This window comes from Dietzia aurantiaca, assembly GCF_021033825.1.
GTDB classification, from domain to species: Bacteria; Actinomycetota; Actinomycetes; order Mycobacteriales; family Mycobacteriaceae; genus Dietzia; species Dietzia aurantiaca.
In genome coordinates, this window is sequence record NZ_JAIFXZ010000005.1 from 181,102 (window position 1) to 205,252 (window position 24,151).

Annotated in this window: 21 protein-coding genes; 13 read left to right on the plus strand and 8 right to left on the minus strand. The window is 70.1% G+C overall.

Going from position 1 to position 24,151, the window contains the following annotated elements; genetic code table 11:
- Window positions 1-25 precede the first annotated feature (25 nt).
- Together selA and selB are read left to right on the plus strand one after the other, a co-directional pair.
- The gene (gene selA / locus K3888_RS08195) at window positions 26-1,306 is read left to right on the plus strand and encodes an L-seryl-tRNA(Sec) selenium transferase (protein WP_230929759.1); all 1,281 of its coding nucleotides are present in this window, start codon (window positions 26-28) and stop codon (window positions 1,304-1,306) included.
- Window positions 1,306-3,078, plus strand: coding sequence for a selenocysteine-specific translation elongation factor (gene selB / locus K3888_RS08200; RefSeq protein WP_230929760.1), 1,773 nt, complete (start codon window positions 1,306-1,308; stop codon window positions 3,076-3,078). The genes selA and selB overlap by 1 nt, the downstream gene beginning before the upstream one ends.
- Here selB and nrfD read toward each other — a convergent pair.
- Genes nrfD through fdh form a run of 3 tightly spaced genes read right to left on the minus strand, consistent with a single transcriptional unit; the run spans window position 3,075 to window position 8,338 of the window.
- Complete coding sequence (nrfD, locus tag K3888_RS08205) at window positions 3,075-4,091, minus strand: NrfD/PsrC family molybdoenzyme membrane anchor subunit (RefSeq protein ID WP_230929761.1); 1,017 nt, start codon at window positions 4,089-4,091, stop codon at window positions 3,075-3,077. The genes selB and nrfD overlap by 4 nt on opposite strands.
- Window positions 4,088-5,080, minus strand: a complete 993-nt coding sequence (locus K3888_RS08210; protein ID WP_230929762.1) for a 4Fe-4S dicluster domain-containing protein — start codon at window positions 5,078-5,080, stop codon at window positions 4,088-4,090. The genes nrfD and K3888_RS08210 overlap by 4 nt, the downstream gene beginning before the upstream one ends.
- Window positions 5,081-5,083: 3 nt before the next feature.
- Complete coding sequence (gene fdh, locus K3888_RS08215) at window positions 5,084-8,338, minus strand: formate dehydrogenase (RefSeq protein ID WP_230929789.1); 3,255 nt, start codon at window positions 8,336-8,338, stop codon at window positions 5,084-5,086.
- Between the two features lie 182 nt (window positions 8,339-8,520).
- On the opposite strand from fdh, the gene K3888_RS08220 reads away from it, so the two are divergent.
- Window positions 8,521-9,792 carry a hypothetical protein gene (locus K3888_RS08220; RefSeq protein WP_230929763.1) on the plus strand — a complete coding sequence of 424 codons (1,272 nt, stop codon included), beginning with the start codon at window positions 8,521-8,523 and terminating at the stop codon, window positions 9,790-9,792.
- Window positions 9,793-9,802: 10 nt separating this feature from the next.
- The gene (locus K3888_RS08225) at window positions 9,803-10,789 is read left to right on the plus strand and encodes an iron-containing redox enzyme family protein (RefSeq protein WP_230929764.1); all 987 of its coding nucleotides are present in this window, start codon (window positions 9,803-9,805) and stop codon (window positions 10,787-10,789) included.
- A gap of 100 nt (window positions 10,790-10,889) precedes the next feature.
- On the opposite strand, the gene K3888_RS08230 is transcribed toward K3888_RS08225, so the two are convergent.
- The 5 genes from K3888_RS08230 to K3888_RS08250 all read right to left on the minus strand — a co-directional run bounded on the left by K3888_RS08230 (window position 10,890) and on the right by K3888_RS08250 (window position 14,070).
- Window positions 10,890-11,105 (minus strand): CDGSH iron-sulfur domain-containing protein, encoded by a 216-nt coding sequence (locus K3888_RS08230; protein ID WP_230929765.1) that lies wholly within the window; start codon window positions 11,103-11,105, stop codon window positions 10,890-10,892.
- Window positions 11,089-11,763, minus strand: coding sequence for a HemK2/MTQ2 family protein methyltransferase (locus K3888_RS08235; RefSeq protein ID WP_230929766.1), 675 nt, complete (start codon window positions 11,761-11,763; stop codon window positions 11,089-11,091). The genes K3888_RS08230 and K3888_RS08235 overlap by 17 nt, the downstream gene beginning before the upstream one ends.
- Window positions 11,764-11,868: 105 nt before the next feature.
- A complete protein-coding gene (locus tag K3888_RS08240; RefSeq protein WP_230929767.1) occupies window positions 11,869-12,411 on the minus strand; it encodes a hypothetical protein in 543 nt (180 codons plus the stop codon).
- A 22-nt stretch (window positions 12,412-12,433) separates the two neighbouring features.
- Window positions 12,434-13,522, minus strand: a complete 1,089-nt coding sequence (locus K3888_RS08245) for an inositol-3-phosphate synthase (protein WP_230929768.1) — start codon at window positions 13,520-13,522, stop codon at window positions 12,434-12,436.
- Window positions 13,519-14,070 (minus strand): PadR family transcriptional regulator, encoded by a 552-nt coding sequence (locus K3888_RS08250; RefSeq protein ID WP_230929769.1) that lies wholly within the window; start codon window positions 14,068-14,070, stop codon window positions 13,519-13,521. The genes K3888_RS08245 and K3888_RS08250 overlap by 4 nt, the downstream gene beginning before the upstream one ends.
- Window positions 14,071-14,296: 226 nt before the next feature.
- Here K3888_RS08250 and K3888_RS08255 point away from each other — a divergent pair, with 226 nt between their 5' ends.
- The 9 genes from K3888_RS08255 to K3888_RS08295 all read left to right on the plus strand — a co-directional run.
- Window positions 14,297-14,746 carry a DUF5318 family protein gene (locus tag K3888_RS08255; RefSeq protein ID WP_230929790.1) on the plus strand — a complete coding sequence of 150 codons (450 nt, stop codon included), beginning with the start codon at window positions 14,297-14,299 and terminating at the stop codon, window positions 14,744-14,746.
- A gap of 167 nt (window positions 14,747-14,913) precedes the next feature.
- Window positions 14,914-17,190, plus strand: coding sequence for a transglycosylase domain-containing protein (locus K3888_RS08260; RefSeq protein ID WP_230929770.1), 2,277 nt, complete (start codon window positions 14,914-14,916; stop codon window positions 17,188-17,190).
- Window positions 17,191-17,212: 22 nt separating this feature from the next.
- Window positions 17,213-18,802 carry a glycosyltransferase family 87 protein gene (locus K3888_RS08265; RefSeq protein WP_372459548.1) on the plus strand — a complete coding sequence of 530 codons (1,590 nt, stop codon included), beginning with the start codon at window positions 17,213-17,215 and terminating at the stop codon, window positions 18,800-18,802.
- Complete coding sequence (locus K3888_RS08270; RefSeq protein WP_230929772.1) at window positions 18,799-18,981, plus strand: hypothetical protein; 183 nt, start codon at window positions 18,799-18,801, stop codon at window positions 18,979-18,981. Before K3888_RS08265 ends, K3888_RS08270 begins: the two co-directional genes overlap by 4 nt.
- Before the next feature lie 165 nt (window positions 18,982-19,146).
- Window positions 19,147-19,434, plus strand: coding sequence for a 30S ribosomal protein S6 (rpsF, locus tag K3888_RS08275; protein WP_230929773.1), 288 nt, complete (start codon window positions 19,147-19,149; stop codon window positions 19,432-19,434).
- Window positions 19,435-19,539: 105 nt separating this feature from the next.
- Window positions 19,540-20,124: a single-stranded DNA-binding protein gene (locus tag K3888_RS08280; protein WP_230929774.1), complete on the plus strand. Its 585-nt coding sequence runs from the start codon at window positions 19,540-19,542 to the stop codon at window positions 20,122-20,124.
- Window positions 20,125-20,235: 111 nt separating this feature from the next.
- Complete coding sequence (gene rplI / locus K3888_RS08285; protein WP_230929775.1) at window positions 20,236-20,688, plus strand: 50S ribosomal protein L9; 453 nt, start codon at window positions 20,236-20,238, stop codon at window positions 20,686-20,688.
- 634 nt (window positions 20,689-21,322) lie between these two features.
- Window positions 21,323-23,023, plus strand: a complete 1,701-nt coding sequence (gene dnaB, locus K3888_RS08290; protein ID WP_372459550.1) for a replicative DNA helicase — start codon at window positions 21,323-21,325, stop codon at window positions 23,021-23,023.
- A gap of 569 nt (window positions 23,024-23,592) precedes the next feature.
- Window positions 23,593-24,151 (plus strand): Abi family protein (locus K3888_RS08295; protein ID WP_230929776.1); only part of this gene is annotated, 559 nt, incomplete at its 3' end.

Here is a 24,151-nt window from a genome sequence, read left to right on the forward strand (position 1 = left end):
CACGACCGGCGATTCCCGTCGGCGCGTGCCCTCCACCGATGCCGTGCTCCGCGACCCGCGCCTGGCCGACTCTCTCGCCGGGCTGGGCCGCGAGATGGTCAAGGCACGGATCCGGGACGCCCAGGGCCGGGCACGTGCCGGCGATCTGCCCGCGGACGAGATCGTCGACGCCGTGCTGGCAGCGCTGCCGACGGCGCCGGTCTCGCTCACCCGCGTCCTCAACGCGACCGGGGTATTGCTGCACACCAACCTCGGCCGGGCGCCCCTGTCGGCGGCCGCGGTACGCGCGCTCGGCGAGGCCGCCGGCACCAACGACGTCGAGCTGGACCTGGCCACCGGACGGCGGGGTCGCCGGGGCCGGGGTGCGCTGGACGCCCTGCGTGACGCGGTACCGACCGCGGGCGACGTCCACGTCGTCAACAATGGTGCGGCGGCGCTCGCCCTCGCCGTCACCGCGCTGGGCGGCCCGGGGCGCACGGTGGTGATCTCGCGCGGGGAGATGATCGAGATCGGCGACGGCTTCCGCCTGCCCGAGCTGCTCGAGTCCACCGGCACCCGGCTGCAGGAGGTGGGCACCACCAACCGCGTCCGCCTCGAGGACTACCTCGCCGCGATCGACGAGACCACGGCCTTCGTGCTCAAGGTGCACCCCTCGAACTTCCTGGTCAGCGGCTTCACCTCGGTCGTGCCGGCCGCGCAGCTCGCCGGCCGCGGCGTGCCCCTGGTGGTGGACATCGGTTCCGGCCTGCTCGCCCCGCACCCGGTGCTCCCCGACGAGCCCGATATGACGACGATGCTCGCCGCGGGTGCCGACCTGGTGACCTCCAGCGGCGACAAGCTCCTCGGCGGACCGCAGGCCGGGATCCTGGGCGGGGATGCCGACCTCGTGCACCGGCTGCGCCGTCATCCGCTCGCCCGGGCCCTGCGCGTGGACAAGCTCACGCTCGCCGCGCTCGAGGCCACGCTCCGCGGACCCCGCCCGCCGGTCACCGAAGGGCTCGAGGCCGACGCCGGCGACCTGCTCGGGCGGGCACGGCGCCTCGCCGACGACCTCACCTCCGCCGGGGTGCCGGCCGAGGCCGTCCGCTCGGTCGCGGCGGTCGGGGGCGGGGGCGCGCCGGGCGTCGACCTGCCGAGCGCGGCGGTGGCCCTGCCGGAACGCTTCGCCGACGCCCTGCGCGCGGGACGACCCGCCGTACTCGGGCGCGTCACCGAGGGCCGGTGCCTGCTCGATCTCCGGGCGCTGCCCACCTCGGACGATCCCGAACTGCTCCGACTGGTGATCGCGGCCCGGGAGCACGTCTGATGTTCGTGGTGGCGACCGCCGGCCACGTGGACCACGGCAAGTCGACCCTGCTGCGGGCCCTCACCGGTGAGAATCCGGACCGCTGGGCGGAGGAGCGGCGGCGCGGGCTGACCATCGACCTCGGGTACGTCTCCGCCACGCTCGACGACGGGAGGACCGTCGCGTTCGTCGACGTCCCCGGCCACCGCCGGTTCATGCCGAACATGCTCGCCGGGATCGGCCCGGTGCCGGCGGTGCTCTTCGTGGTGGCCGCCGACGACGGCTGGATGCCGCAGTCCGCCGAGCACCTCGACGCTCTCGTGGCGCTGGGGGTACGACACGGCGTCCTCGTCGTCACCCGCAGCGACCTCCTGGACCCCGAACTCGCGCTGGCCGAGGCGCGCGCCGCGATGGCCGGCACTCCGCTGGCCGACATCCCGGCGGTGTGCGTCTCCGCGGTCGCGGGCGCCGGCCTCGACGAGTTGCGTGCCGAACTGGTCCGCCTGGGCGCCGCACTGCCCGAGCCCGACCGGGAGGCGGACGTCCGTCTGTGGGTGGACCGGTCGTTCACCATCGGAGGCTCCGGGACCGTCGTCACCGGCACCCTGCCAGCCGGAACGGTGCACACCGGCGACACCCTGGAGGTCGGGCCCGGGGGGCCGCGCGTCGCGGTGCGCGGCCTGCAGGCGCTGGGAGAGGCGCGCGACGAGGTCACGGCGGTGGCGCGGGTGGCCGTCAATCTACGCGGCGTGGCCGCTGACGACGTGCCCCGTGGGACCGTCCTGGTCACGCCCGGCCGGTGGCGTCCGTCGTCCACCCCGGACGTGCGCGTGGACCCCGGCGCAGACACCGCCGACCTGCCCGGGCAGGTGACGGTGCACTGCGGCTCCGCGGCCGTGACCGCGCACGTCCGCCCGCTGGACGCGCGACACGCACGACTCGCGCTCGCCGAGCCGCTGCCGCTGCGGGTGGGCGACCGGCTGATCCTGCGCGAGCCCGGCGCCGAGCGAATCCCGGCGGGTGCGGTCGTCCTCGATCCCGCGCCTCCGGAGCTGAGCCGACGCGGAGCGGCCCGGCGCCGGGCGGAGGTGCTCGCCGCCACCCCCGAGGAACCCGATCTGAGGTCCGAGCTGCGGCGACGCGGCGTCGCACATGTCGACGACCTGCGGGCGTTCGGCGTCGCCGACGTGCCGGCGGCCGACGAGACCGGCGGCTGGCTCCTCGATCGCGACGCGCTCCCCGGCCTGGTGGAGCGACTCGTCGCCGCGGTCGAGGACCACGACCGCCGCGATCCGCTCGACCCCGGGGTGCCCACCGAGGCGGCCCGCCGTGCCCTCGACCTTCCCGACGCGCGGCTGCTGACGGTGGTGCTCGCGCATCCTGCCGCGTCCGGGCTGCGGGCGGACGGCGGCCGCGTCGTCACCCCTGGCTGCGGGCCGGGGCTGCCGGAGCGCGTCCGGACCGCGGTCTCCGGGCTGACCGAGCGGTTCGGGGCGCGGCCGTTCGACGCCCCGAGCGCCGACGAGCTCGCCGGACTCGGCCTGGGCACCCGGGAGCTGGCTGCGTGCGTGCGTGCGGGCCTGCTCAGCCGGATCGGGCCGGGCGTGTGGCTGGGGCCGGACGCCACGGAGGCCGCGGTCGCCGAGCTACGGCGCCTGCCCCAGCCGTTCACGCCGAGCACCGCCCGCACACACCTGGGCACCTCGCGTCGCGTCGTGATGCCCCTACTCGAGAAGCTCGCCGAGGAGGGTCTCAGCCGTCGGGTCGGCGACGACGGGCACGTCGTGGACTAGACCTCATCGAACGCTTCGCCACCGCCCCGGGCGTCGCGGCGCTGTCGCTGCGGCACGACGGTGTACTTCGGGTCCTTGGTCGACTCCATGCCGGCGTGGAACACGGCCCACCGGGTGGACGCGGAGCCGGCCGCCAGTGCGAGACCGGAGATGGCCGAGGCCACGCGGCTGCGCCTGCCGAGGACCGCGCCGACCGCTCCGACGAAGGTGAGCGCGCGGGCGGCGGCGTGGTATCTGCCGGCCCGGCCCTGGTGGAGTGGCTCCGCGGTGATCCCCATCGAGCGCTGCATGAACTGCTCGGCGCCGAGCTCCAGCACGGCACCGCCGACGGCGAGGCGGCGCGCGGGCCCGGTCTCGTGCAGCGGGTTGAGGAGTATGCCGACGCCCCCGGACGCGGCGGCGGCACTGCCGACAAAGACGAAGGGCAGCTCGTGGCGGGCCTCGTGCCAGCTCGGCACGGCGGTGTCGGTGAGCAGGACCGCCGTGTAGGAGGCGACGGCCGGTGCGATGGCGGCGGCGACGATCCCGGCCGGCTTGGACGCGCGGTCGATGAGGCCGATCGGCAGCACCCTGGCGAGACGTCGGGGGAGCAGGGGGACGACCTCGCGGCCGAGGGCGATGCCGACGAACGGCCCGTAGGCGGACAGGATCCAGGTCCCCACGCTCATCGGCGAGGTCGGCTTGAACACCCGCAGCATGTGGTGGAAGCGCTCCGGGCGTCCCAGGTCGTTGACGAGAAAGTACAGGCTGGCCGTGATGCCGCCCAGAGCCACCACCCGCGCGGAACGCCGCTGCGCGGGGAGGCCGGCGAGATCCGCTCCCGCGGCGAGCAGCGAGGACCCCGCCGCGAGGCCGCCGAGGAACAGGTAGGCGGGGATGTCGGCCTCCCACGGCGGGGCCTTGACGATGGGCTTGCCGTAGTAGGACTGGAACTCCGCCTCCGGCACCATGAGCTGCTCGCGCCCCCCGCGGCGACGCCGGCGGGTACGCGAACGCTGTTCAGAGTCGGTCATCGGGGTCGTCCCCCGGTGGCGAAGGCGACCACCGCGCCGCCGAGCAGTGTCGCGGCGGCGAGCGCGGCCTGTCGCCACATCGCCGGGGCGTGACGCGTGGTCACCACGGGATCCGGCGGCAGACCGTATACCTCGGGGTCGTCGAGGAGCAGGAAGAACGCCCCGGTGCCGCCGACGCCGTTGCGGGCGTCGTGACCGTACAGCTGGGCGCGGGGCTCCCCGGCCTCGACGAGCTGGTCCAGACGCCCGACGGCCCGCTCGCGTAGTTCGTCGAGGTCACCGAACTGGATAGAGTCGGTGGGGCAGGCCTTGGCGCAGGCGGGGGTCATGCCCTCGGTGAGCCGGTCGTAGCAGAGGGTGCACTTCTGGGCGATCCCCACGGCGGGGTCGCCCGCGGGGCCGGGGCGTCGCTCGATGACCCCGTACGGGCAGGCGGAGACGCAGTAGCCGCAGCCGTTGCAGATGTCGTTCTGCACCACGACGGTGCCGAACTCGGTGTGCGCGAGCGCGCCGGTCGGACACACGTCGAGGCACGCCGCGTGCGTGCAGTGCTTGCACACGTCCGACTCCATGAGCCACCGGAAGTCGGTGGCGTCCCCAGCGTCTTCCGTCTCTCCGGGCAGGGTCGACGTGGGCAGGCCCAGGTCGACCGGAGGCGCGGCCCCGAGCCCGGCGCCGACCCCGGTATCGGGAACCGGGCTCGCCGCGGCCAGGCGGGCCGGCACCTCCTGCTCGATGAACGCCACGTGCCGCCACGTGGACGAGCCGAGTGAGCCGGTGTTGTCGTACGAGTTCCCGGTGAGCTCGAGGCCGTCCTCGGGGATGAGGTTCCACTCCTTGCACGCCACCTCGCAGGCCTTGCAGCCGATGCACACCGAGGTGTCGGTGAAGAAGCCCTTGCGCGGCGGCGGGTCCTCGTAGCCGCCGTCGACGGCGGGGTAGACGTCACCGAAGAAGGACCGTCCGAGGTCGGACAGGAAGGCGGACATGGATCAGCTCTCCGTTCCCGGTTCGGTGCGGATTCCCGCTCGGCGACGATAACCCTCGACGAACTCGAGGAGCGCGGAGCCGCGCGGACGTCGTCCCGCGACGATGTCACAACTCGTGGCCTTGGTCGCCGGGATCGACACGTTGGGGTCGAGGTTCTGCGGCAGTAGGTCGTTGGCCGGGTCGCCGATGCTCACGCCGTTGCCGCCCCAGTGGTAGGGCAGGCCGATCTGGTGGAGCGTGGCGCCGTCGATGAGGAGTGGCCGCATCCGGCGCGTCACCAGCACCCGCGCCTCGATCGCGGAGCGTGAGGTGACGATGGTGGCCCAGCCGCCGTTCTCCAGGCCCCGCTCGGCGGCCAGCTCGGGGCTGACCTCGCAGAAGAACTCCGGCTGCAGTTCGGACAGGTACGGCAGCGTTCGGCTCATCGCCCCGGCCGTGTGGTGTTCGGTGAGGCGGTAGGTCCCGAAGACGTAGGGGAACACCTCGCTGCCCGGCTCGCCGTGGCCCGGTTGGGTCATGTTGTACGGGCCGGGCCGAGAATGCCCGGCGGGGTTGGAGTTCTGCTCGGGGTAGATCGGGTTGCGGGTCGGTGACTCGGGCGGCTCGTAGTGCGCGGGCATCGGCCCGTCCGCCAGGCCCCGGGGTGCGTAGAGCCAGCCGCGACCGTCGTCCTGCATGATGAACGGCTCGGCGCCGCCTATGGCAGCCTCCGCGACCGCGCCTTCCGGCGGCTCGTAGTCGGGCGCCTTGCCCGCCTCGAAGTCGGGCACGTCGTCGCCGACCCATCGGCCGGCGCCGTCGCCGGCATCCGGGTCCCACCGCAGCAGCGCCTTGCGCTCGCTCCACGGCCGACCCTCGGGGTCGGCGGAGGCACGGTTGTAGAGGATCCGCCGGTTGGCCGGCCACGCCCAGCCCCACTCCAGGGCCAACTCGTTCTGTTCGTGCCGCGGCTTGCGCCGCGCGGCCTGGTTGACGCCGTCGGCGTACACGCCGCAGTAGATCCAGCAGCCGCAGGCGGTGGAGCCGTCGTCGGCGAGCTGGGTGTACGTCGACAGCGGCTCGCCGTCGGCGCGGCGGCCGTTGATCTCGGCCAGGACCGACTCGGCGTCGGGCTCGTCGGTGCCGTGCTCCATGGGGTAGTCCCACGTGAGGTCCTGCAGGGCCCGGTCACGCGGGTCGGTGGAGTCGGCCAGCCGCTCCTTGAGGATGCGGCCCAGGTGGAAGTAGAACCACAACTCGCTGCGGGCGTCCCCGGGCGGCTCGACCGCCTGGTGGCGCCACTGCAGCATGCGCTGGGTATTGGTGAACGAGCCCTTCTTCTCCACGTGGTTGGCGGCGGGGAAGAAGAAGACCTCGGTACCGATGTCCTCGGTGCGCATCTCGCCAGTCTCGATCTCGGGGCCGGACTTCCAGAAGTCGGCGCTCTCGATCATCACCAGGTCTCGCACCACGAGCCAGTCGAGATTCGCCAGGCCGGCGCGCTGCATCCGGCCGTTGGCCGTACCCACGGCCGGGTTCTCGCCGACGAGGAAGTAGCCGCCACCGCCCTCGTCGATCTGTCGCTGCACCGTCGAGGTCGAGTCGTGTTTGCCGGTGAGGCGCGGCAGGTGGCCGAAGCAGTAGTCGTTCTCCGCCGTCGCCGCGTCGCCCCACCACGCCTTGAGCAGACTCACGGTGTACGACCGCATGTTGCCCCAGAAGCCCTTGGCCTCCGCATCGGTGCCCACGTAGGAGTCGAGGTCGTGGTGGTGCGAGGCGTTGGGAGTCGGCAGATAGCCGGGTAGCAGGTCGTACAGGGTCGGGATGTCGGTGGAGCCCTGGATGCTGGCGTGCCCGCGCAGCGCCATGATCCCGCCCCCGGGCCGCCCGATATTGCCCAGGAGTAGCTGGAGGATCGACGCGGTGCGGATGTACTGCACGCCGACCGTGTGCTGGGTCCAGCCGACCGCGTAACAGAACGCCGAGGTGCGGTCGCGGCCGGAATTCTCCGCCAACGCCCGGGCCACACGGAGGAAGTCGTCGGCGGACACACCGCAGGTGCGCTCCACCATCTCCGGCGTGTACCGACTGAAGTGCCGCTTGAGGATCTGGAAGACGCAGCGGGGATCCTGCAACGTGTCGTCCCGCGGCGGGGCGGCGGTGGTCGAGGACGCCCGGGCGCCACCGGATCCCGCTACCTCGGTGGGATTCTGCTCGGTCCCGTCGTCGGCGCCGCCGCTCTCGTGCGGTCGCTGGTCGCGCGCGCCCTCGTACTGCCACGAGTCGACCTCGTACTGGTTGCCCTCGTCATCGAAACCGGAGAACACCCCGGCCAGGTCCTCGGTGTCGAGGAACTCCTCGTCGATGAGCATCGGCGCGTTCGTGTACGCCACCACGTACTCGTGGAACCACGCGTCGTGGGTGAGGACGTAGTTGATGAGCCCGCCGAGGAACGCGATGTCGGCGCCTGCGCGGATCGGGACGTGCAGGTCGGCCTTGGCGCTGGTCCGCGTGAACCGGGGGTCGACGTGGATCACCGTGGCGCCCCGACGCTGGGCCTCCATCACCCACTGGAAGCCGACGGGATGGGCCTCGGCCATGTTGGAACCCTGGATGACTATGCAGTCGGAGTTCGCGAGATCCTGCTGGTAGTTCGTGGCACCACCACGCCCGAATGAGGTTCCCAGACCGGGAACGGTGGAGGAGTGTCAAATGCGGGCCTGGTTCTCCACCTCGATGGCGCCGAGCGCCGTGTAGAGCTTCTTCATGAGGTAGTTTTCCTCGTTGTCCAGCGTCGCCCCGCCGAGGCTGGCGACACCGCGGGTCCGCCGGACGGTGTCGCCGTTCGCGTCGGTCTCCTCCCAGAACCGCTCACGGGAGTCGAGCACGCGGTCCGCGACCATCTCCAGCGCGGTGTCGAGGTCGAGTTCCTCCCACTCGGTGGCATACGGCTTGCGGTGCAGCACGGAGCTGATCCGGTCGGGATTGGTCACGAGCTGCTTGCTCGCCGACCCCTTGGGGCAGAGGCGGCCGCGGGAGACGGGGCTGTCGTCGTCGCCCTCGATCTGGATGACCCGCCCGTCCTTGACGTAGACGTTCTGCGCGCAGCCGACTGCACAGAACGGACACACGCTCTTGACCACCGCGTCGGCGGTGGCGGTACGCGGAGTGATCTCGAGGTGGCGTCGGGACCGGGTGGCCGCGCCGCGCCCGAGGAGGTCGCCGCCGGTGAGCTGGCGCCAGACGGGCCAGTTCTGCGGGGCGCCCCGCCGCGCCAGCGTCGGCCGGGACGGACGCCCCGGCTGGGGCTGGGAGTGGGGCTCTTGCGGCGACACTGACACCTCCGGACTTATCGACCACCGCCCATGTAACGCCAGACGCGCCGATCACCGCAACCGTTCGGCCGATCATCCACCCGCTACCGGTTCCGTTGTCGGAAATCCGCAGCATGATGGAGGGGGTGGACGATCACAGACCGACTGACGGGGAAGAGATGACCGGCGGGGCGGAGATGGCCGGGTCGCCGTCCCTGGGCGAACAGGCGGCCGCCGCGGCGAAGGGCGGGCGGGCCAGCGGGGAGGAGCGCTTCGCAACCGTCGGCCTCATGGCCGATCCGGGAATGCCCAGCAGGGTGGCGGCGGCGATCGCGGACGACCTCGCCGACGACCTGACCCGCGAGCTCGGTGGCCAGTGGCGGGTGGAGTCCAGCCAGGAGACCCTCCCGCTCGGGCCGGACGGCGAGATCCGTCTCACCGAGCACGCGCCCCGGCTGCTGCAGGAACACAACTGGGACTTTGTGCTGTACCTGACCGATCTCCCCACGCGACCGCAGGGGATCCCCCTGCTCTACGACGTCAGCGGCTCCACCGCCGCGGCGCTGGTGAGCATGCCGGTGCTCGGCGCGTTCCGGGTGCGGTCGAAGCTGCGGAAGCTCGCCCTGCGGCTGGTGAGTTCCGGTATCCACCGGGACGGGCTGGGCGCGCCCGGCACCGATGACCTCCCGCCCTCCGAACAGCGCGGCCTCGGTTCCGAGGTGCGCCTGCTCGGGGGGATGGTGCTCAACAACAGGCCCGCGCGCATGATGACGGCGCTGTCCGGCGTCGTCGTGGCCGGTGCGGGCTCCGGTGCCTTCGGCATCTTCTACGGCAGCATCGCCTCTCTCGCGGTGGAACTGCACCCGCTCCGCCTGCTCCTCATCAGCGTGTTGGGTGTTCTCACACTCATGACCTGGCTCATCCTGCGCAACGGTCTGTGGAACTCGGCCGACGACGAGATCACGCCGGGCAACCGGCGGATGGACAACGCCGCCACCGTGCTCACGGTCGGGACCGGCGTGGGCATCATGTACCTCGGACTGTTGTTGGCCATGTTCCTGCTCGCGCTGGCGGTGATGGACGCCGACTACCTGCAGAACCAGCTCGGCCGGCCCGTGCGGCTGATGGACTACGTCCACCTCGCCTGGCTCTCCAGTTGCCTCGGCGCGTTCGCCGGCGCGCTCGGCTCGAACTTCGACAATGAGGAGTCCGTCCGCGAGGCCACCTACAGCCTGAGGTGGCATGAGCGACGCAAGATGTTCGACAACTACGCCAAGCGCGACTCCGACCGACGCGAACAGCAGGAGCAGGAGCGGATCGAGCGCGAACACGACGACGGTGACGGCGGGAGCGACGACGACGGCCGGGGCCGCGACGGCGGTCGCGACGCGGTGGAGGACGACCGGCGGAGGGGGTAGACAAGGGGCCATGACCACCATGACCGTCTCCGCCCCGACGTTGCCGACAGCCTGCGGCGAGCTGTCCGACGCCGTCGTCGCGGCGCTGTCCTCCGGCGACACCTCCGCGCTGCCGACGGTGTCCTCTGATGTCGACCCGATGGGTCGGGATCTCCAACTCGCCCTGCAGACGCTCTACGAACTGCACTACCGGGGTTTCGCCGGCGTGGACGCCGGGCTGGAGTGGGACCCGGAGCTGCTGCGGCTGCGTGCCGTGCTGGAGGCGCGCTTCCTCGCGAATCTCCGCGACAACGTCGAACCGGGTGACGATCCGGTCGCCGAGATGGACGCGTTGTCCGTGGAGACCACCTCAGGGACGGGGCCGTCCTGGTTCCTGAAGGACGAGGGCACCTGGGACCAGATGCGGGAGTACTTCGCCCACCGTTCGCTCTACCACCTCAAGGAGGGCGATCCCCACGCCTGGGCGATCCCGCGGATCCAGGGTCAGGCCAAGGCGGCATTCGTCGCCGTGGAGTTCGACGAGTACGGCGGTGGGCGCGGCGATCGCGTGCACCAGCAGCTGTGGGCGGACCTCATGACGGCCGCGGACCTGGATCCGACCTATCTCGCGTATCTCGACCGGGTGCCCGCCGAGACGCTGGCGACCGTCAATCTCATGTCGCTGCTCGGCCTGCACCGCTCGAGGCGGGGTGCGACGCTCGGGCATTTCGCGGCCATCGAGATCACCTCGTCGCCCGGGTCGGCCCGGTTCGTCGCGGGGTTGCGGCGCCTGGAGGCGCCCGAGGAGTGCGTGCACTTCTACGCCGAGCACGTCGAGGCCGACGCCGTGCACGAGCAGGTCATGCGGCATGACGTGATCGGGGACCTGCTCCGTCGGGAGCCCGAGCTGGCTCCCGACGTGGTGTTCGGGATGCGGTCACTCGCGTATCTCGACGACCTCGCGGGTGACCGGTTGGTCGCGGCGTGGCGGCGCAGGGAATCGTCGCTGCTGGCCTGAGCCAGGCTGGACGCGAGCCGCCGCCTGACCGCGGCCCGTGAAAACGCGACCGCCGACCGGCCGTGGCCCGACCGATCCCTGACCGCCGCCTGACCAACGCTCAGTCGTCGTCCGTGGGCCGGACCTTCTTGCGGTGACTGGTGTCGCACAGCGGGTAGTTCCGGCTGCGTCGGCACGCGCAGACCGCCACCATGAAGCGGTCCGAGCTCACGCATTCGCCGTCCGGGGTGACGATCTCCACGGGGCCCTCCACGAGGACGGGCCCCCCCGGCACCACGCGGACGACCCGGGGCTCGCGGTCAGAGGCGGTGGGCACGGATCACCACCAGCTCCTCCGTCCGTCGTCCGGGCTCGAGCAGGCCGGACGCCTCGAGCTCGTCGGCCCGCGCGGTCATCACCGGGCCGAAGTCGATCATCTGGCGGGCCGCGGTGTGGGCGATGAATCCCGAGTCGGTGAGCATCTGCACGGTCTGCCGGGGCGCGGAGAACTCCGACTGGACGAGCATCAGGGCGCCCCCGGGGGCGATCAGCCGCGGCGCGAGGGCGCAGAGTTCGTCGAGCACCACCCGGCCGTCGGCGCCGGCGTCCCACGCGCGGTCGGGTCCGGTCCCGGCCGGCGGCAGCGTCGACGGCACGTAGGGCGGGTTGGTCACCACGAGGTCGAAAGGCCCGTGCTGCGCCGCGTCCTGCAGCGTGCCGAGCCGGACCTCGACGGGGAGCCCGCTGGCCGCCGCGTTGCCGGAGGCGCACTCCACGGCGGCGGGACACAGGTCAAAAGCGAGGACCTCCCGGGCCCCCAGCCTGGCGGCCTCGAGTGCGAGTACCCCGCTGCCGGTGCAGATGTCGAGGACACGCCGCCCCTCGGCCAGTCCGCTGGCCTCGAGCACGCCGCTCAGCAGCCAGGAGTCCTCCTGCGGCGCATAGACACCGTCGTTCACCTGCAGGGGAATGGTGCTGCGTAATGGTGCGGCCATCTCGCCTCCGGTCGGATCGCGGGTGAGGCCACGAGTCAATCCCGACCCCCGCGGTGCCGCAACCGGACGGCACGGGCCCGCGCACGCGCCGACGGGTCTCGGCGCCTACTGCCAGTACAGCCCGCCGGGCACGTCGCCGCCGCCGGTGAGGGCGCAGGTGAGGATGGTGCCCTCGGGCCCGGCCACCGCGATGCCCTCCTGCGAGCACGGGCCGCCGGGCTTCGCCTGCCCGATGCCTGCCTCGGCTCCGTCCGCGGGCTGCCACAGCGGCCCGGCGAGGGGGTCCTCGGTGCAGAACAGCGGCGAGCCGTCCTCGGCCTGGGCGACCTCGCCCACCATGTGGCAGGGCCCGCCGGTGCTCACGACGTTGGCGGGCAGCTCGGGCGCGGGGGCCGGGGCGGGCGCGGGGGTCGTGGTGGTGGCCGGCGCCGAGACGGGATCGGCCGTCGCCGCAGGGGTCGAGGTGGTGGGGGAGGACGACGACGACACCGTCGTCGTCGACCCCGTCGGCGAGGTGTCCGGGTCATCCACAGGGTCGGCGGAGCAGGCGGCGAGCGCGAGCCCGGCCGCCACCGCGAGTGCGATGACGGCCGGGACACGGCGACGTCCCGTGGTGGTGGGCTGGCGGTTCGTCGCGATGTGGTTCATGTGTTCCGATTTCTCTCGCGGGTCAGGCCCCGATGATGAAGGCCTCGAGCTCGGCGCGGGCCTTGTCGTCCGGCATCTGCTCCGGCGGCGACTTCATCAGGTAGGCCGAGGCGGGCAGGATCGGCCCGCCGATGCCGCGGTCCTTGGCGATCTTGGCCGCGCGGACGGCGTCGATGATGATGCCGGCCGAGTTGGGGGAGTCCCACACCTCGAGCTTGTACTCGAGGTTGAGCGGAGCGTCACCGAAGGCGCGTCCCTCGAGACGAACGTACGCCCACTTGCGGTCGTCCAGCCACTCGACGTGGTCTGACGGGCCGATGTGCACGTTGCGGTCGTGGATCTTGCCCTTGAGGGATCCCTCGAGGTTGGAGGTCACGGCCTGGGTCTTGGAGACCTTCTTGGACTCGAGACGCTCGCGCTCGAGCATGTTCTTGAAGTCCATGTTGCCGCCGACGTTGAGCTGGTAGGTGCGGTCCAGCGCGACGCCGCGGTCCTCGAACAGCTTCGCCATCACGCGATGGGTGATGGTGGCGCCGACCTGCGACTTGATGTCGTCACCGACGATCGGGACGCCCGCGGCGCGGAACTTCTCGGCCCACTCGGGGTCCGAGGCGATGAACACGGGCAGGGCGTTGACGAAGGCGACATCGGCGTCGATGCAGCACTGCGCGTAGAACTTGTCGGCCTCCTCGGACCCCACGGGCAGGTAGGACACCACCACGTCGACGCGGGCGTCCTTGAGCGCCTGCACCACGTCGACTGCCTCGGCGGGGGACTCCTCGATGGTCTCGCGGTAGTACTTGCCCAGGCCGTCGAGGGTCGGGCCGCGCTGGACGGACACGCCGGTGGGCGGCACGTCGCAGAGCTTCATGGTGTTGTTCTCGGAGGCGAGGATGGCCTCCGCGAGGTCCATGCCGACCTTCTTGCCGTCCACGTCGAACGCGGCGACGAACTCGACGTCGTTGACGTGGTAGTCGCCGAACTTGACGTGCATGAGGCCGGGGACGGTCGAGTCGACCGCCGCGTCCTTGTAGTACTCCACGCCCTGCACGAGCGAGGACGCGCAGTTGCCGACGCCGACGATCGCGACGCGCACCTTCTGGTCGGTCATTGGGGTTCTCCTTGTGATGGGTTCTCTGTCTGGATGAGTTCGTTGATCCACCGCAGCTCGCGTTCGCTGGTCTCGAGTCCGAGCAGGGTGAGCTGCCGGGCGTAGCGCAGTTCGGTGGGGCCGGTGCGTGCGGCGGCGTCGCGCTGGCCCTCGCGGCGTTCCTCCAACACCCGGCGCCGGCCCTCGAGCAGGCGCACCCGGGCGGGTCCGGGCGTGCGGTCGAAGAAGGCCAGGTGCACCCCGAAGCCGTCGTCGGTGAACGACGCCGTGCCGGGCTCGTCGAGTAGCGCTGCCAGCGAGTCCTTGCCCCGCGTGGTGATGCGGTACGTCTTGCGCCCGCGCCGCGCGGTGGCGGGTGGGCGGGTGACCGTGGCGGCCGAGGCGTCCTCGACGATGTCGCCCTGCTGCTGGAGGCGGCGCAGGGTCGGATACAACGAACCGAAGGAGACGGTGCGGACCGTGCCGAGCATCTCGGACAGTCGCTTGCGCAGCTCGTAGCCGTGCATCGGCCGCTCGTCGAGCAGGCCCAGAATGGCGAGTTCGAGCACGCGTCTCCTCCTTTCGTGTTCTCGCCTGCGGGTGTCCGCCTGCGACGACGGTCGATGCTACACCCTCTGATGTATCGGACCGATATAGCCCGCGGCGGCATCGCCTCGACGTGTCGGATGACCGGGGCGGGGCGGGGCGTTCGGCCGGTCCGTGCCGGGCCCGGGCCCGGGGTCGTAGGCTGACCTCGTGGACCAGGCCGACTTCCGCGACCCGCGACCCGGCCCCGTGCCGGGGACGGAGGATCCCGCCGGCCGTGCGGCGCTCCGGCGTCGACGGGTGGTGGACTTCGCGCTGCGCCGACGGGGCGTGCTGGCCGAACTGCAGGCGGGCGGGCTGTCGCTGCGCGAGGTGTGCGACGCGGACGTGTACCTCCAGCGGGCGGCCGGATTCCACGGCGAGACCACCGAGACCGTCTGTCCGGTGTGCCGCAAGGAGAACCTCACGGAGGTGTCGTGGGTGTTCGGCGACGACCTCGGCTCCTCCTCGGGATCGGCCCGCAGCGACGAGGAGATCGAGCAACTGGCCCTGACCCACGACCAGTTCACCGTCCACGTGGTGGAGGTGTGCCGTAGTTGCTCGTGGAATCACCTGGTGCTCTCGTACGAGGTGGGCCTGCCGGAGGGTACGGGGAGGCGGACCCGCCGGGCAGCCCGGGAGTTGCGCCGCCGCCCCTGAGTCCCGATTCGACGAGTCGCCGCGTGACAGCTTTCGTCGACCCCTCGGGAATGTCCTGTGACGTGCGACGGTTCTTCGATGAGCCGTTTGTCGTACACAATGGAGGCCAGAGCACCGCCACCGGGGGTCGCCCGGACGGGTCGGACCTGCTCGCAGGAGGATAGATGATGTCGCGAAGTGATCAGAAGGACCGCAGCGCTGACGGGGATCACGACGATTCCGCGCGGCGCGGCTGGGCCCGTCGTCACCCTGTCTGGACGACTCTGATCCTCCTCGTCGTCGTCGTCCTGGTCATCCCGGCGGTGATCGTGGGGGTGGCCTACTCCCGCACCGACGTGCCGCGCCCCGGCAGCGTCGCCACCAATCAGATCTCCGAGATCTACGAGAGCGACGGCACCACGCTCATCGGCCGCATCGTGCCGCCGGAGGGCAATCGCACGCTAGTCAACATCGACATGATCCCCGTGCATGTGCGCAACGCGGTGATCGCCGCCGAGGACCGCAGTTTCTACACCAACGAGGGCTACGACCCCACCGGCATCGGCCGCGCGGTGATCGGGCAGGTCACCGGCGAGTCCACCGCGGGCGGTGGCTCCACCATCACCCAGCAGTACGTCAAGAACACGATGGTCGGCGACGAGGTCACCTACGAGCGCAAGGCCAAAGAGATCATCATCGCGGCCAAGATGACGCAGGAGTGGTCCAAGGACCAGATCCTCGAGGCCTACCTCAACACCATCTACTTCGGCCGCGGCGCCTACGGCATCGCCGCCGCCTCCAACGCCTACTTCAACAAGCCCGTCGAGAACCTCACAGTCGAGGAGGGAGCCCTGCTGGCCGGCGTCATCCAGTCGCCGTCCGCGCTGGACCCGCTCAACAACGCCGCCGCCTCGGAGGGGCGCTGGAACTACGTCATGGACGGCATGCGCGACATGGGCGCCATCGACGCGCAGCAGCGCGCGGGCGCCGTGTTCCCGCAGGTCGTGCAGGATCCGCAGACCATCGAGCAGAACGTCGGCGACCCGAGCAACGGCCCGATCCGTCGGCAGGTCCTGGCCGAGCTGGCGATGGCCGGTATCGACGAGCAGATGCTCAACACCCGCGGTCTGAAGATCGTCACCACGATCGATCGCCAGACGCAGGAGTCCGTCCTCGACGGCGTCCGCAACAACATGCAGGGCGAGAACTCGGACACCCGCACCGCCGTGGTCTCGGTCAACCCCCGCACCGGCGGCGTGATCGGTTACTACGGCGGCGACGAGGCCGAGGGCTGGGACTACGCCAATGCCCCGCTCCAGACCGGCTCGGTCTTCAAGATCTTCGGCGTGGCCGCCGCCCTCGAGCAGGGCATCGGTCTGGGGACCACGGTGTCCTCGGCGCCCGTCACCACCGGCAACGTCACCGTCACCAACGTGGGCGGCCAGTCCTGTGGCTCGTGCTCGGTGGCGCAGGCCCTCAAGATGTCGCTCAACACCTCGTTCATCCGCCTCCAGCGGATGCTCGACAACGGCGCCAACGACACCCGCGAGATCGCGCACCGCGCCGGTGTCGCCAAACAGATCCCCGGCCTGGAGTGGGAGACGCTGACCGAGCAGGGCAGCGACCCGTACGACGGCATCATCCTGGGCCAGTACCCGATCCGCGTCCGCGACATGGCCAACGCGTTGGCCACCTTCGCCGACGAGGGCGTCTACCGGCCGGCCCACTTCATCGAGCGGGTCGAGACCGCCGAGGGCGAGGTCTTGCTCGACAACACCTCACCGGAGGGCGAGGAGGTCATCGACGCCGACGTGGCCAACAACCTGACCTCCGCGATGGGGCCGATCGCCGCCTACTCCAACGGGCACACGCTGGCCGGCGGGCGGCCTTCGGCCGCCAAGTCCGGAACCACGCAGCTGGGGGACACCGGCTACAACAAGGACGCCTGGTTCGTCGGTTACACCCCCTCCATCGCCACGGCGGTCTGGGTGGGTACGGACGACAACAAGCCGCTGTTCAACGCCTACGGCGGCACCATGTACGGCTCCGGGCTGCCCGCCGACATCTGGAAGTCCGTGATGGACGGCGCGCTGTCGGGCAGCGACTGGGAGCAGTTCCCCACACCCGGCATGATCGGCGGCCAGGCGGGCGCACCCTCCTGGGAGTCCTCGGGCTCCAGCTCGGCCGGTGGCGGCGGGGCCACGGCCACGCAGACCCAGCCCGCGCCTGTCATCCCGGACGAGCCCACCCCGCAGCCACCCGCCCCCGCGGCGCCCCCGCTGACGATCCAGGTCCCGGGTCTTCCCGAGATCGTGATCCCCGGCGCCGGTGGCGGTCAGCCGGCCCCGGCGCAGCCCGGAGCCACCCCGGTTCCGGGCGGCGGCGGGGCGGACACCGGCGGTGACACCGGCGGCGGTGGCAACGCCGGCGGAGGCGGCGGTGCCGCGGGCGGCGGCGAGGCCTGACGCCCGCGCCGTGGACTAGAGTGTGGCCGTGCTGAGCAACGGTCGCCTCTCTCCGCTGCCGCTCGACGAGGACCTCCGTTCGCTGTCCCCGCAGGAGCGCGTCCGCCCCGGTGACGGCCCGGCGGCCACTGTTCTCGACGCGTGGGGCGGGCCGGTGGGCCGACACGCCGCGGTCGGCCGCCAGCGCTTCTGGACGCCGCTGCGCGTGGTCATGCTCTTCGCCGTGATCTTCCTGGCATTCGGCTTCTTCTCGAAGGCCGCCTGCCTGGAGACCTCCCACCCCACCGACGGGTCGCAGCCCGGGCTCATGTGGGACGGCCGTCAGTACTACAAGGCCTGCTACGCCGACCCGCTGCCGCTGTACTCCGCGGAGGGCCTGAGCGCGGGGGCGTTCCCGTACAAGTACACGTGGACGACCGATTCCGGCGAGGTCCGCTTCATGGAGTACCCCGTGATCTCGGGGCTGTTCCAGTACGTCACCGCGCAGGGCGCGCAGGCGTGGCAGGCGGTCTTCCCCGGTGGGCCCATCGAGGTGGTGAAGTACTTCGTCCTGGGCGCGGTGCTGCTGGCCATCATGTGGATGGTCGCCGTGTGGGCGACCTACCGATCGGCCGGGCGCCGGCCCTGGGACACGCTGCTCATGGCGGCCAGCCCGCTCGTGATCTTCCAGGCGTTCACCAACTACGACATCATGGCCGTCGCACTGGCCTCCGTCGCGCTGCTCCTGTGGGCGCGCCGCCGTCCCGTCTGGGCCGGCGTCGTGCTGGGACTGGGCGTGGCGGCCAAGCTGTATCCGCTCTTCCTGTTCGGCGCCCTGCTCGTGGTGGCGATCCGGCGACGACGGTTCGTCGAGCTGGCCAAGGCGCTCGCCGCCGCGGTGGTCGCCTGGCTGGCGGTCAACCTGCCGATCCTGATCCCGTTCCCGCAGGGCTGGCGAGAGTTCTTCCGCCTCAACTCGGACCGGCCCGCGAACCCCGAGAGCATCTACGCCGTGATCCAGGGGCTCACCGGCTGGGCGGGCTTCGATGCGGGCCGCGCCGTCGGCGAGGCGCCCGCGACCCTGAACACCGTCTCGCTGGTGCTGTTCGCGCTCGGCTGCGTCGCGGTACTCGTGATCGGACTGACCGCGGCCACCACGCCGCGCGTCGCGCAGCTGGCGTTCCTCATCGTGGCGATCTTCCTGCTCACCAACAAGGTGTGGAGCCCGCAGTACTCGCTGTGGTTGATCCCGCTGGCGGTGCTCGCCGTGCCGCGCGTGAAGCTGTTGCTGCCGTGGATGGCGTTCGACGCCCTGCTGTGGGTCGCCCACATGTCGTACTTCCACGGGGTGGCCAACCGGGGGATCGATCCCGAGCTGTTCCACGTGCTCGTCCTGGTGCGCGGCCTGCTCGTGGTGGCGGTCTGCGCGGTGGTGATCACCGAGATCTACCGCCCGGACCTCGACGTGGTCCGGCGGAGCCACCGGGACGACCCGGACGGGACGGATCCGCTGGCCGGAGTGCTCGCGGACCCGACCGATCGCCCCGTCGCGACACCACCCGGGGCCGGCTCGGATCCGGCCGCCCCGATCACCCCCGGGCAGACGCCCCAGAAGGAGAACGCCGACCGATGACCACAAGCGAAATGATCTGGATGTTCTCCTTCATCCTCATCGGATTCATCTGCATGGTCACCGCCGCCGGCGGTTACCGGGCGGGCTGGCGGCAGCCGGTGTGGATCGGCTGGACCGTCGCCGCGTTCCTGTTCCTCACCGTGATCCCGGTGACGCAGGCACTGACCATGGCCATCTAGCCTCCCCGGGCGCCCACCCGCACCCACGTCCGCGCTGCCAGCGGTAACGTGATTTCGCCGCTCGGTACCGCACGGGGTAGCCTTGAACGGTTGCTGACGCAACGACCCTCCTGCCACGGAGACACCGTGGCCGAATCTGTAGTCCACAGGAGGTGATGAGGTCCCGTGCGTCAATACGAAGTAATGGTCATCCTCGATCCGAGTCTCGACGAGCGCACCGTGGCGCCGTCGCTGGATACGTTCCTGAACGTGATCCGGCAAGAGGGCGGTTCGGTCGACAAGGTCGATGTCTGGGGCAAGCGCCGCTTCGCCTACGAGATCAACAAGCAGTCCGAGGGCATCTACGCCGTCGTGCAGCTCAAGTCCAGCCCGGACGCGGTCAAGGAGCTCGACCGTCAGCTCGGTCTGAACGAGAACGTGCTCCGCACCAAGGTGCTGCGCGCCGACAAGTGAGTCTGACTGTCCGACCGGCCCGGTAATCTGGGCGCGGTCGGTCGGCCTCGACCACCATCCACCTCAGGACTTCACACGCAGGTCTTCTACATGGAGGAGAAGCGCATGGCACAGGGCGATACCCCGATCACGGTCGTAGGAAACATCGTCGCGGACCCCGAGCTGCGGTTCACGCCGTCGGGTGCTGCGGTCGCGAACTTCCGGATCGCCTCGACGCCGCGTCGTTTCAATTCACAGACCAACCAGTGGGAGGACGGCGAAGGCCTGTTCCTCACCTGCAATGTCTGGCGGCAGGCTGCGGAGAACGTCGCGGAGTCGCTGCAGAAGGGCATGCGCGTCATCGTCAACGGCCGGCTCCGGCAGCGGTCGTACGAGACGCGTGAGGGCGAGAAGCGCACCGTCTACGAGGTTGAGGTCGACGAGGTCGGTCCGTCGCTGAAGTACGCCACCGCCAAGGTGACCCGCACCCCCCGCGAAGGCGGCCAGGGTGGCGGTTTCCAGGGTGGGGGCGGCCAGGGTGGCAGCTTCCAGGGCGGAGGCCAGCCGCAGGGTGGTTTCGGTGGAGGCCAGTCGCAGGGCGGCTATGGCGGAGGCCAGGGACGCCCGCAGAACGACGACCCGTGGGGCAGCGCCCCGCAGGCCGGCGGATCCGGTGGCTTCGGCGGCATGGAAGACGAGCCCCCGTTTTAGATCGGGTCGATTCCCAGGGGCACTTCCCGCCCCACCCCATAAGCATGAGACATGACCTCGCGACAACCCGGCCAGGGTCGGATCGTCGGAGGGAAGAAAGGTAGACGGATCATGAAGCTGATCCTCACCGCCGACGTCGACAAGCTCGGTGCTCCGGGCGACATCGTCGAGGTCAAGGGCGGATACGGTCGTAACTTCCTGCTCCCGCGCGGGCTGGCCATCGTGGCCACCCCGGGCGCCGAGCGCCAGATCGAGTCCATCAAGCGGGCCCAGGAGGCCCGTGAGGTGCGCGACTCGGACCACGCCAACGAGCTCAAGCAGAAGCTCGAGTCGCTTGCCGACGTGAAGGTCGCTGTCAAGACCTCCGACACCGGCAAGCTGTTCGGCTCGGTCACCGCGGGCGATGTCGCCTCGGCCGTGAAGGCCGCCGGCGGCCCCGCGCTCGACAAGCGCTCGGTGCACATGCCCAAGGAGCACATCAAGTCGACCGGCGCGCACAGTGTCGTCGTCGACCTGGGTCACGAGACCACCGCGCGCGTCGCGGTGGAGGTCGTCCCCGCCTGATCGATCTGACCAGGCCCGAGGGCCCCGGCCGTCACCACGACGGCCGGGGCCCTCGTACTTTGACAGGCGCGCAAGGGCTGTGGACGTCCTGTGGATAACTCGGTAGGAAAGCTACGGATTTGTCGGCTGGACGATTGCCCGGGTTCATCTTTCGTTATCCATTGTGTCCCCAATCGTGACGTGGTATCGGAAGTAATCCACCGGGCGCTCTACCTGCGGCGATACCGGTGACCTGCAGGTTTATGCCAATTGACCTGCGATTTCCACTGGTTATCCACAACAAGCCCCAGATCGCTCCTGCATAACTCACGCCCATCCACAGTTCTCCACAACCCCACACTCGCGATTGTGGAAAAGCCTGTGGATAACCTAGTGGGATGTGAGCCGGGCGTGTCGTAGCGGTGCCCTACAGTGGAGGAGTCGCGAGGGCGCACCGGTGTCCCGGACGGCAGCGGTGGTACGACCACGCACGGCGTCAACATCAGCACTACAGCGGAGAGGAGCGGTCATGGCGCAGGGGGGATACGACGATCCCGGCGATATGCCACCGCCTCCCGAGGACGGTGGCGGTGGCGGAGAGTTCGGGCGGACCCCGCCGCAGGACCTGACCGCCGAACAGTCGGTGCTCGGCGGCATGCTGCTGAGTAAGGACGCCATCGCTGATGTGGTGGAGGAGATCCAGCCGAACGACTTCTACAAGCCGGCGCACCAGGCGGTCTACGACGTGATCCTGGACCTCTACGCGCGGGGCGAGCCCGCGGACGCGGTGACGGTGGCCGCGGAGCTGGAGCGTCGCGGCGATCTACGGCGAGCCGGCGGGGCGCCCTACCTCCACACCCTCATCTCGACGGTGCCCACGGCGGCCAATGCCGGCTACTACGCCCAGATCGTCTCGGAGAAGGCGGTGCTGCGCAGGCTCGTCGATGCCGGCACGCGGATCGTGCAGTACGGCTACTCCGGCTCCGAGGGGGCCGACGTGGCCGAGGTCGTGGACCGGGCGCAGGCCGAGATCTTCGACGTGACGGAGCGTCGGACCACCGAGGACTTCGTTGTCATCGAAGAGCTGTTGCAGCCGACGATGGACGAGATCGACGCGATCCACACCGCCGGCGGGTTGAGCAAGGGCGTGCCCACCGGCTTCGCCGATCTGGACTCCATCACCAACGGTCTACACGGCGGGCAGATGATCATCATCGCCGCGCGACCCGGCGTCGGTAAGGCGCTCGCTCTCGACACGGTCCTACCCACGCCGGACGGCGAGACCACGATGGGCGACGTCGCGGTGGGCGATCGGGTCCTGGGGGTCGACGGCACGCCGACCGAGGTCACCGGCGTGACTGAGGTGTGGCAGGACCGCCCCTGTTTCACAGTGCGTTTCAGCGACGGCGCGGAGATCGTGGCCGATGCCGAGCACGAGTGGCGTATCGAGATGGGCGGCACCGAACAGGTGGTCACCACCAAGTCGCTCGACACCCTGATGCTGGTGTGCGACTTCGGGATCGTGATCCCCGAGCATCCCGACTCGGGCCGCGGCACCCGCGTCATCACCGATGTACGCAGCGCGGAGAGCGTACCGGTCCGGTGCATCGAGGTGGCGGCGGCGGACCACCTGTACCTCGCCGGCCCCACCGGGATCCCCACGCACAACTCGACCATCGGTCTGGACATCATGCGGTCGTGCTCCATCAAGAACGGGCTGGCCTCGGTCATGTTCTCGCTGGAGATGAGTAAGACCGAGATCGTCATGCGCCTCATGAGCGCGGAGGCCCGCGTGAAGTTGTCCGATATGAAGTCAGGCACCATGAGCGACGAGGACTGGACGCGGATGGCGCGGCGGATGGGCGAGATCTCCGAGGCGCCGCTGTACATCGACGACTCGCCCAACCTCACCATGATGGAGATCCGGGCCAAGGCGCGGCGGCTCAAGCAGAAGCACGACCTGCGGCTGATCGTGGTGGACTACCTGCAGCTGATGTCCTCGGGCAAGAAGGTCGAGTCGCGGCAGCAGGAGGTCTCGGAGTTCTCGCGTCAGCTCAAGCTGCTGGCCAAGGAGATCGACGTGCCCTTGATCGCCATCTCCCAGCTGAACCGTGGCCCCGAGCAGCGTACGGACAAGCGGCCCCAGGTCTCCGACCTCCGTGAGTCCGGCTCGCTGGAGCAGGACGCCGACATCGTCATGCTGCTGCACCGCCCGGACTCCACCGAGCGCGACGACCCGCGGGCCGGCGAGGCCGACCTGATTCTGGGTAAGCACCGTGGTGGTCCCACGTCCACGATCACGGTGGCGCACCAGCTGCACTACTCGAGGTTTGTGGACATGGCGCGGGGGTTGTAGCTGCCGCGCAAGGCGAAAGTTGGGATTCTGGGACGAAATCTGGGGATTCTGGGATTCTGGGGCCGTTTTGAAGGAAATGCTTGGGACTGCTGAGAATTGCCTGAAAATGCTCACTTTCAGCCGCAACTGCGGTGTAGAGGCTGGGCTCGGCACCTTGTCGGGCAGGGCAGCCTGAATGCACCTGGGCTCTGGTGTTTGTCGCACAGTCCCTGGCAGCCAGCGGACGCGCTTCACCCGCTAGGGACCCAATGGCACTTGTCGAGTAAACCCCAAACGCGCCCAGCGACACAGCAGGAATACCGCTCCTCCAAGCGTCCCGCACGGGTGTACCCCAGAGGGGCCGCCTTGGCCGCACCTCGCACTCTCGGACCTACCAGACCATTCGATCGTGCATTGGCCATCGCCTACAAGGCAGCGCCGCCGGATGCTATGGTGCAATCACCACATCCCCCACGCCTCTCAACGATGCGCACTTGGGGGATTTTCTTTGTCCCAGACAGGGAGGAATGCCGATGCCTCGATCGCTACGACCACGAGGCCTACTGACGTACGGCAAACCACCGCTGCAGTTGGATGAACTCGTCAATCGTCTTTCCGACCGCGGGCTGCACATCCCCGAGCCGGCCAGGGCAGAACGCTACCTACAACACATCGGCTACTACCGGTTGTCGCCGTATACGATCCCCTTCCAGCAAGACGGACCAGACCATCTCTTCAGTGAGGGCACGACGTTCGATGATGTGCTCGATCTTTACGTCTTCGACAGAGCGCTGCGGTTATTGGTCATGGATGCACTCGAACGAGTCGAAGTAGCTGTCCGCGCAGCGATGACCGACCACATGTCTAACACCTACAACGACCCGCACTGGTACATGGATGCGGCACACTTTCACCACCGCGGCCGGCATGCTGGCCTCCTGCAGATCATTCGATCCACCTGCGACGACCGTCTTCGCGGATCCCCCGATTCAGGAGAGGACACGCTGGTCCACCGCTCAGCCCTTGAGCACTATCTGACGACCTACGCTTCCCCCGAGCTGCCACCCTCCTGGCTCACTGGTGGACATGGCTCGACGATAGTCCGCGGTCCACGCCCGGGACATCGCGATCGCTGCGAGACTGACCTCG